Source organism: Brevundimonas sp. CURTG3B2_SDJG (genome assembly GCF_057364705.1).
On record NZ_JBNFOJ010000125.1, the window covers coordinates 1 to 8,452 of the forward strand.

The following is an 8,452-nucleotide window of genomic DNA, read 5'->3' on the forward strand; positions in this document are numbered from 1 at the left end:
TGGCCGTCCAGGCGCGGGGGTTCGCCCTCGAACCGGCAGGGGCGGGGTCGGGGTGGGCGGCGCGGGCGAGGCGGTCGACAGGGTCAGGGCGGACAGCAGGGCGGCGATCATGGCCGCATTGAATGTCCGGACCGCGGTGAAGGTTCAAATGAACTCGCGGTCAGGGGCGGACGCAGATCCTTTCGTCATCCCGGCGAAGGCCGGGACCCAGCGGCGCGCGAGAGAGCGAAGCTGTCACATACGCCGTTCGCGGATAGATCGCCTTCGCTTCGCTGCGGCGCCGCTGGGTCCCGGTGTCGCTGCGCGCCCCGGGATGACGACAATCAGGGTTTAGCTCTCGGCCGCCGCCGTCACCTCTTCCGGCTCCAGCTCGTAGACCGTCGCGCAGTATTCGCAGGTCACGCGGATCTTGCCGTCGCCCTCGACCATGCCGGCCCGCTCCTCGGGACTGAACGAGGCGAGCACCGCTCCGATCCGGTCCTTGGAGCAGCGACACTGGGCCTTCAGGGCCCGGGCGTCCTCCAGCCGCACGCCGTCCTCGTGGAACAGGCGGTACAGCAGCGTCTCGGGCGTGACGGTCGGGTCCAGCAGTTCGTCGTCGGCCAGGGTCTGGAACAGGGCGCGCGACCGGTCCCAGACCTCCTCGGTCGAGCCCCGGGCGTCGTCGCCGGCGATCAGTTGGATCAGCGCCCCGCCCGCGCGCCAGCCCGTGCCGACGTCCGTCGTCACCGAGCCGACCGACAGGCGAACCTTGGTCGGGATCTGCTCGGACTGCTGGAAATAATGCTCGGCCGCCAGCGACAGGCTCTCGCCCTCGATCGGGGTGATGCCCTGGGTGCGCTCGAAGTCCGGACCCCGATCCAGGGTCATGACGAACACGCCCTTGCCCAGCAGCGTCTTGGCGCCGGGACGCGCGAAGCCCTGGGACGCGGCGGCGACCTCGTCCTCGTCGAACCGGCAGTAGCCGCGCAGATGGCCCTCGGTGTCGTAATCGGCGACCACATAGCGCACCGGGCCGTCCCCCTGCGCCTGCACGATCAGCCGGCCCTCGAACTTCAGGCTGGAGCCGACCAGGGCCGCCAACGCGCAGGCCTCGCCCAGCAGGGCGGCGACTGGCCCCGGATAAGCGTGGGCCGACAGGATGGTGTCGATGGTCTGGCCCAGCCGCACCAGGCGGCCGCGCACGGGCCAGCCCTCGATCTGGAAGGCGGCGGCCAGGTCGTCAGCAGGCGCGGCGGTCGTGGGCGCGTGATCGGTCACGGGCGATCCTTGGGGTCGGAATGTCGGAAGGCCGCCTACATAGGCGCCCCCGGCGGCGATGATAAGGCCCTCCGCCTCCCCCGTCATTCCGGGACTTCGCGCAGCGGAGAACCCGGAACCCAGGCGGGCCATCCGAACGTTCAGGTTGGAGCCGGCGCCCGATCCGATCGCCTGGGTTCCGGGTTCGGAGCCTTGCTCGGTCCCGGAATGACGGGGATATAGGGCAGGCGCGACGCGGAACACCTCGAGATTTCATGACCAGAGCCAACCTCAAGCCCCTGAACCAGCAGGCCATCGTGATCACCGGAGCGACTTCGGGGATTGGTCTGGCGGTGGCGCGGCGGGCCGCCCGGGCCGGCGCCTGCGTCTTCCTGATCGCGCGGGGCGAAGGCGACCTGAAGGCCCTGTGCGAAGAGCTGCAGGCCACCGGAGCGCGGGTCGCCTGGGCCTCGGCCGACGTCGCCGACCACGCCTCCCTGGTCGAGGCGGCCGAGAAATGCCAGCGCCTGTTCGGCGGCTTCGACACCTGGATCAACAACGCCGGCGTCTCGATCTTCGGCCCGATCCGCGAGACCACGCTGGAGGACCAGCGCCGCCTGTTCGAGACCAACTACTGGGGCGTGGTCAACGGCTCGCTCGTCGCCGCCGAACGTCTGCGCGACCGGCCTGGCGGCGGGGCGATCATCAACGTCGGCTCCATCCTGTCCGACGCCCCGATCCCGGTGCAGGGCGTCTATTCGGCCTCCAAGCACGCGGTGAAGGGTTTCACCAACGCGCTCCGCATGGAGTTGATGCGCGAGCAGGCCCCAATCACCGTCAGCCTGATCAAGCCGGCCGCGATCGACACCCCCTACAACCGTCACGCCCGCAACCTGACCGGCCAGGCGGTCCAGAACCCTCAGCCGGTCTATGCGACCCACGTGGTGGCGGATACCATCCTGTACTGCGCCAGCCATCCGATCCGCGAGATCACCGTCGGCGGCGGGGGCCGGCTGATCGCCAGCTTCTATTCCGCCCTCCCTGGTCTGGCGGAACCTCTTCTGGCCCGGTTCGCTCCTAGCCTCATGCGGGACCGTCGTTCCGCCTATGAGCCGTACGACGACGGGCTGTACGACCCGACCGAGGACGGCCTCGAAGAAGAGGTTCATTATCCGATGGTTCGCCAGTTCTCCGCCCTCGCCGAAGTCCGCAAGCATCCCGGGATCGCCGCCGGCGTCGTGGCGATCCTGGCCGGGGTCGGCCTCGCCACCCTGTTGCTGAACCAGCGCACCGGACCGACCCGGCTGCAGACCCTGAAACGCCGCTTCGACCCCCGTGACTGGATCGACGCCCAATCCCTGCGGGGCCGGTTCGACGACCTGGCCGAAACGGTCCGCCATGGCCTCAGCGACGCCGGCGAACAGGCCCACGACCTCGCCGACGACGCCCGCGACCGCTCGCGCCGCTGGTGGAAGGACACGCGAAAATCCTCCCGCAAAGCCTTGAAGAAGCATGGAAAGACGGCCCGCCGTTACGCCAGCCAGGCGGGCGGCTACGCCCGCGACCACGCCAAGGAGGGCGGCGCCCTTCTGGCCCTGGCCACCATGCCGCCGCCGTCGGCGCCGCCGCCCTGGACGCGCGCCGCCCCGACAGCCGCCTGCGCAGCCTGGGCCGGTTCTGAGAAGTCTGCGTCCGTTTCTGACGTAGCAACCCGATAACCTGATCGCCGGTCGCCCTCCCGAGGCGGCCGGCGTTTTTCGTTCCGGTCGATCCGGACGCTTCGGACGGTGTTTTCTTTCGTCATCCCCGGCGAAGGCCGGGACCAGCGGACGCCGCCGAGCGTAGCGGAGGCGATGTATCGACGGACTGGACGTGCGACAGCTTCGCGCTCCCGCGCGCCGCTGGGTCCCGGGGTTCCGCTCCGCGGCCCCCGGGATGACGATAAGAATTTTGTTCGCTCCAGACTCTTTGGACTCTCTTTTTCAGCGCCGCGACGCACACGCGCATTGCTGCAACTGCGAACGTCAGCCAAGCTCCCGCCATGACCGACGCGCCGACCCTCGTCTTCGACTTCGACTCGACCCTGGTTCGGATCGAAACGCTCGAGGCCCTGGCCGACCTCGCCCTGGCCGGCGCCCCCGACGCGGACGCGAGGCGGGCCGAGATCGCACGCCTGACCGACCAGGCCATGGCCGGCGAGGTCCCGTTCGGCGAGGCCCTGCGCCGCCGGCTGTCGCTGCTGCCGCTCACCCGGGACCACGTCCTGGCCCTCGCCGGCCGCATCCTGGACGAGGGCTCGCCCTCGGTCCGCAAGAACCTGGCCTGGTTCCGCGCCAACGCCGACAGGGTCGTCATCGTCTCGGGCGGCTTCCGCGAGGTCATCGCCCCCATCGCCGAGCGGCTGGGCGTCGCGCCCGAGCGGGTGCTGTGCAACGACCTGATCTACGACGCCGAGGACCGGGTGACGGCCGTCGACGACGCCAACCCCCTGTCCCACGCCGGCGGCAAGGCCCTGGCGATCCAGGCGCTGGATCTCCCCCGCCCCATCGTCATGGTCGCGACGGCTGGACCGACGCGGAGGTCAAGCAGGCGGGGGCCGCCGACCGCTTCTACGCCTACACCGAGATCGTCCGGCGGCCGCCCGTGGTCGCCGTCGCCGACGCCGAGGCCGCCTCCATGGACGAGCTTCTGCACGCCGAGGGCCTGACCGGCCGCTGGTCCTACCCGCGCAGCCGCATGCGCATCCTGCTGCTGGAGAACATCCACCCCGCCGCCGTCCAGCGGCTGGAGGAGGCGGGCTACACGGTCGAGACCGTCAAGGGGGCTCTCGAAGAGGACGCCCTGATCGAGCGCATCAAGGGCGTCCACGTCCTGGGCGTCCGCTCCAAGACCCAGGTCAGCGCCCGGGTGCTGGACGCCGCCGACCGGCTGATGGCCGTCGCGGCCTTCTGCATCGGGGTCAACCAGATCGACCTGGACGCCGCCGCCGACCGCGGCGTGGCCGTCTTCAACGCCCCCTACTCCAACACCCGCTCGGTGGTGGAACTGGCCGTGGGCCTGACCGTCGCCCTGATGCGCGACGTCGCCGACAAGTCCGCCGCCATGCATCGGGGCGAATGGAACAAGTCCGCGACGGGCTCGCGCGAGCTGCGCGGCAAGACCCTGGGCATCGTCGGCTACGGCGCCATCGGCTCGCAGCTGTCGGTGCTCGCCGAGGCTCTGGGCATGCGCGTGATCTTCCACGACCTGACCGAGCGCCTGGCCCTGGGCAACGCCCGCCGCATGCCCTCGCTGGAGGCCCTGCTGGCCGAGAGCGACGTGGTCAGCCTGCACGTCGACGGCCGCGCCGAGAACGCCCATGTCATCGGCGCCGCCCAGCTGGGCCGGATGAAGGACGGGGCCATCCTGCTGAACCTGTCGCGCGGCCATGTCGTCGACGTCGGCGCCCTTGCCCAGGCCCTGGGCTCGGGCCGGATCGGCGGAGCCGCCGTCGATGTCTTCCCCGAGGAGCCCGCCACCAACGCCGACCCCTTCGACAGCCCTCTGCGCGGCCTGAGAAACGTGATCCTAACCCCGCACATCGGCGGATCCACCGAAGAGGCCCAGGAGGCGATCGGCGAGTTCGCGGCGGACCGTCTGCTGGCCTATCTGAACCGGGGCGACACCACCTTCTGCGTCAACCTGCCCAACGTCCAGCTGGCCGAGGTCTCGGGCGCCCACCGCATCCTGCACATCCACCGAAACCAGCCGGGGGTCCTGGCCGAGTTGAACCGCGCGCTCGCAGGCGCCGGCCTGAACATCCTGGGCCAGCATCTGAAGACCGACGAGCGCACCGGCTACGTCATCACCGACGTGGACCGCGGCTACGACCCGGAGGCGCTCCGGACCCTGAGGAGTGTGGCCGGAACGCTGCGCTTCCGGACGCTCTACTGAAAAGCTTCCCCGACGGCATCTTGCACGCCCGTCAAACGGGCGCAGAGTGCCGATAACGACCGCGTACTGACGGTCGATGGGAGGATCATGATGTCTCGTTTCCTGCGCACCGCGGCGGTCGCCGCGCTGGCCGTCGTCGCCCTAGGCGCGGTCGCCACCGGGGCCCAGGCCCAGAGCTACAGCCGCCTGGTCGTGTTCGGCGACAGCCTTAGCGACAACGGCAACGTGTACGCCGTCTCGGGCCAGCCCACCTCGCCGCCCTACTACCAGGGCCGATTCTCCAACGGGCCGGTCTTCACCGAGCTGTTGGGTTTCAACGCCGGCCGCTTCACCGCGGGCGCGCCGGTGACCGGCAGCGTCAACTACGCCTTCGGCGGCGCACGCACCGACAGCACGGCCTCGCCTCCCGGCATGCGCAACCAGCTGCTCGCCTACACCGGCGGCGGCGGCACGTTCCGGTCCACCGACCTGGTCAGCGTCCTGGGCGGCGCCAACAACATCTTCCAGGCCTTCCCAGGCGCGGCCGCGAGTCCCGCCACGGCCCAGTCGACCATGCAGGGCGTCGCCGTCGCGGCGGCCAACGACATCAACTTCATCGTCAACAGCATCGCCGGAGCGGGCGCCGGAACCATCCTGGTGACCAACCTGCCGCGGCTCGGCATCACTCCCCAGTTTTCGGCCAGCAACCCGCTCGTCGGGCCCGCCGGCTCGGCCCTGGCGGACTTCTCGGGCACGACCTTCAACAGCACCCTGCTGACCGGCCTGATGACCACCGCCGCGGCGCGACCGGGCACGAACATCATTCTGATGGATCTCTACAAGATCAGCGATCCGCTGGCGGCCAACCCCACGGCCTTCGGCCTGACCAACGTCACCGCCCCGTGCTTCAACGGCGTGTCGGTCTGCTCCAATCCCGACGGCTACCTGTACTGGGACGGCGTCCACCCGACGGCGGCGGGCCATCGCCTGATCTCCCGCCTGGCCCACGACTACCTGTATTACGGTGACATCGGGGCCCAATCGACGGTCCAGGCCGAGACCGCATTCCGCCAGCGGGAGGACCTGCTGGACCTGGCGTCGGAGAGCATGGCGGGCCGCGCGGCCTGGCGGCCGGGCTCCCGCGTCACCTTCGGCGCCCTGGCCGACAGCGTCGAAACCGACGCCCGCGGCTCGGTCGCGGAATCCGAGGCCACCGGCTGGGGCGGGCGGCTGGCCTTGGACCATGTCGTGAACGAGACCCTGCGCTTCGGCCTGGCGGGCACGTTCCGGACCGCCGACGTCGAGGCCGGCGCCATGACCTTCGACGTCGAGACCTACGCTTTCGACGCCTTCGTCGGCTGGCGGTCGGGCTCGATGTTCGTGAACGCCGCCGCCGGCGGCTCGATCGACCAGTACGATGAAATCACCCGCGTCACCTCCCTGGCCCCCATCGTCCACCAGGGCCAGACGGACGGCGGCAGCATCGGCGCCCGGGTTCAAGGCGGCCTCTGGTTCGACATGGGCGGCGTCGCCCTGTCGCCCCGGGCCGCGATCAGCTGGGTGTCGACCGACGTCAACGGCTACGCCGAGACCGGCTACGCGGCCGAGTACCGCTACGAGGATCGCACGGTCCAGGCGGCCTCGGCCGAAATCTCGCTCCGCGCCGAGGGCGGCGGCGAGGGCCTGAACTTCTACGTCGAGGGCGGCTACCGCGACTCGTTCGCCGACAGCAGCGACGCGGTCGGAGTTGGCATCGCCGGCAACCCCGCCCAGGTTCTGCATCGCGAGATCGAGGATCCGTTCGGCGGCTCGATGCTGGCTCAGGCCGGCGTCGAGGCCGACATCGGGCCCGGGGTGCTCAGCGTCGGCTACCGCGGCCGTTTCGGCGACGCCGCCGACAGCCACGTGGGCGCGATCAGCTTCAGCATGCCGCTGAACTAGGCCGGCGCAAGCCGGACGGAAGGGCGCGCGGCGACGGCCGCGCGCCCTTTGCTTTGTTCCCGCCTGCGACCACCTGCCGCCCCATGCCGCCCCAAAGTCGCCCCACGTCCCCTAGAACGGCCTCTCCAACGGGGCGCGCTCCGGGTCGGACGCCATGACGGCGGCGGCCGGCGCCCCTCCCGCTCTCCCGAGCCGAAGACGGAGCCGACGCCGCCCATGCGACGCCTGTTGCCGACCGCCCGGTCGTTCCTCATCCATTCCGGCCAAGCCGCGACGCTCGCCGCCGTGGCGGTGTTCGCCATGGCCGCCGCCCCCCTGGTCGCCTCCGAGGAGGCCCCTCCGGCTGGAGGGTTCGCCACGCCGCAGGTCCCGCCGGTCACCGCCGTCGCCGAACCCGCCGGTCCGGTGACGCGGCTGATCGCCTTCGCCGAACCGGTCCGCGGCTACACGGTCAACTCCGCCTTCGGCATGCGCCGTCTGCCCGGCCAGGCCGCGCGCCATCATGACGGCGTCGACATCGCCGCGCCCCAGGGCACGGGCGTCTACGTCTCCGCCGAGGGCCGCGTGCTGCGCACCGGCTTCGATGCGGGCGGCTATGGCCGCTTCATCGAAGTGCGCCATCCCAACGGCATGACCACCCTGTACGGTCACCTGAGCCGTATCGACGTCGCCTCGGGCGACACGGTCGACGTCGGCGAGCGGATCGGCCTGGTGGGCTCGACCGGCCGTTCGACCGGCCCCCACCTGCATTTCGAGGTCGCCGCGGCGACCGCCAGGTCGATCCGGTCAAGGTCATGGGTCGCGACTTCCAGGTGCAGGTCACGGCCGCGGCCTGAACCGTCCGAGGGGCTTACGCCCACGCTTTCTTCACCCCTTGCGGCGATACTGCCAGGCTAAGGGGGGCGACTTGGACCGCATACTCTACTGCATCGCCTTCCAGCACCACTGGCCCTGGACCGTGGCGGCGGGGTTAGTCTGCGTGCTGGGCGTAGGCACGACCTATCGCCTGCTGGGCCGCGCCCGCCTGGTGGTGGGCGCGCGGCAACGCAACCTGGCGGTGCTGGCGGCCTTCGTCGGCGGCCTGGCGGTCTTTTCCACCCACTTCATGGCCATGCAGGGTTACGACGCCGGCGCCCCGGTGCGCTACGGCGTCTGGCTGACGGTCAGCTCGTTCTTCATGGCCTTCGGCAGCATCGCCCTGGCCTGCCTGGTCACGCTGGCGCGGCCCGGCCCCATCATGCGCGGCCTCGCCGCCGCTCTGGCCATGGCCGGGGTCAGCGCCATGCATTTCCTGGGGCGTGTCGGCCCTCGCCATCCCCCGGGCGTGATCGCGTGGGGATCCGGCGATGGCGGCGCCGCG

General features: G+C 70.8%; 7 protein-coding genes. 6 read left to right on the forward strand and 1 reads right to left on the reverse strand.

Annotated features, from left to right (window positions below; all coding sequences use genetic code 11):
• Positions 1-330 precede the first annotated feature (330 nt).
• Positions 331-1,260, reverse strand: a complete 930-nt coding sequence (locus tag AC2W7C_RS09930; protein WP_486001295.1) for an Hsp33 family molecular chaperone — start codon at positions 1,258-1,260, stop codon at positions 331-333.
• Between the two features lie 254 nt (positions 1,261-1,514).
• Between AC2W7C_RS09930 and AC2W7C_RS09935 the strand changes: the two genes are divergently transcribed.
• The 6 genes from AC2W7C_RS09935 to AC2W7C_RS09960 all read left to right on the forward strand — a co-directional run.
• Entirely contained in the window at positions 1,515-2,957 is a 1,443-nt protein-coding gene (locus tag AC2W7C_RS09935) for an SDR family oxidoreductase (RefSeq protein ID WP_486001296.1), read from the forward strand.
• Between the two features lie 323 nt (positions 2,958-3,280).
• On the forward strand, positions 3,281-3,946 hold the full coding sequence (locus AC2W7C_RS09940; RefSeq protein ID WP_486001297.1) for an HAD family hydrolase: 666 nt from the start codon (positions 3,281-3,283) through the stop codon (positions 3,944-3,946).
• Positions 3,883-5,172 carry a phosphoglycerate dehydrogenase gene (serA, locus tag AC2W7C_RS09945; RefSeq protein WP_486001298.1) on the forward strand — a complete coding sequence of 430 codons (1,290 nt, stop codon included), beginning with the start codon at positions 3,883-3,885 and terminating at the stop codon, positions 5,170-5,172. Before AC2W7C_RS09940 ends, serA begins: the two co-directional genes overlap by 64 nt.
• An 87-nt stretch (positions 5,173-5,259) precedes the next feature.
• The gene (locus AC2W7C_RS09950; protein WP_486001299.1) at positions 5,260-7,092 is read left to right on the forward strand and encodes an autotransporter domain-containing protein; all 1,833 of its coding nucleotides are present in this window, start codon (positions 5,260-5,262) and stop codon (positions 7,090-7,092) included.
• A gap of 216 nt (positions 7,093-7,308) precedes the next feature.
• The gene (locus AC2W7C_RS09955) at positions 7,309-7,989 is read left to right on the forward strand and encodes a M23 family metallopeptidase (RefSeq protein WP_486001300.1); all 681 of its coding nucleotides are present in this window, start codon (positions 7,309-7,311) and stop codon (positions 7,987-7,989) included.
• 10 nt (positions 7,990-7,999) lie between these two features.
• The coding region (locus tag AC2W7C_RS09960; protein WP_486001301.1) for an MHYT domain-containing protein at positions 8,000-8,452 on the forward strand (453 nt) is incomplete at its 3' end.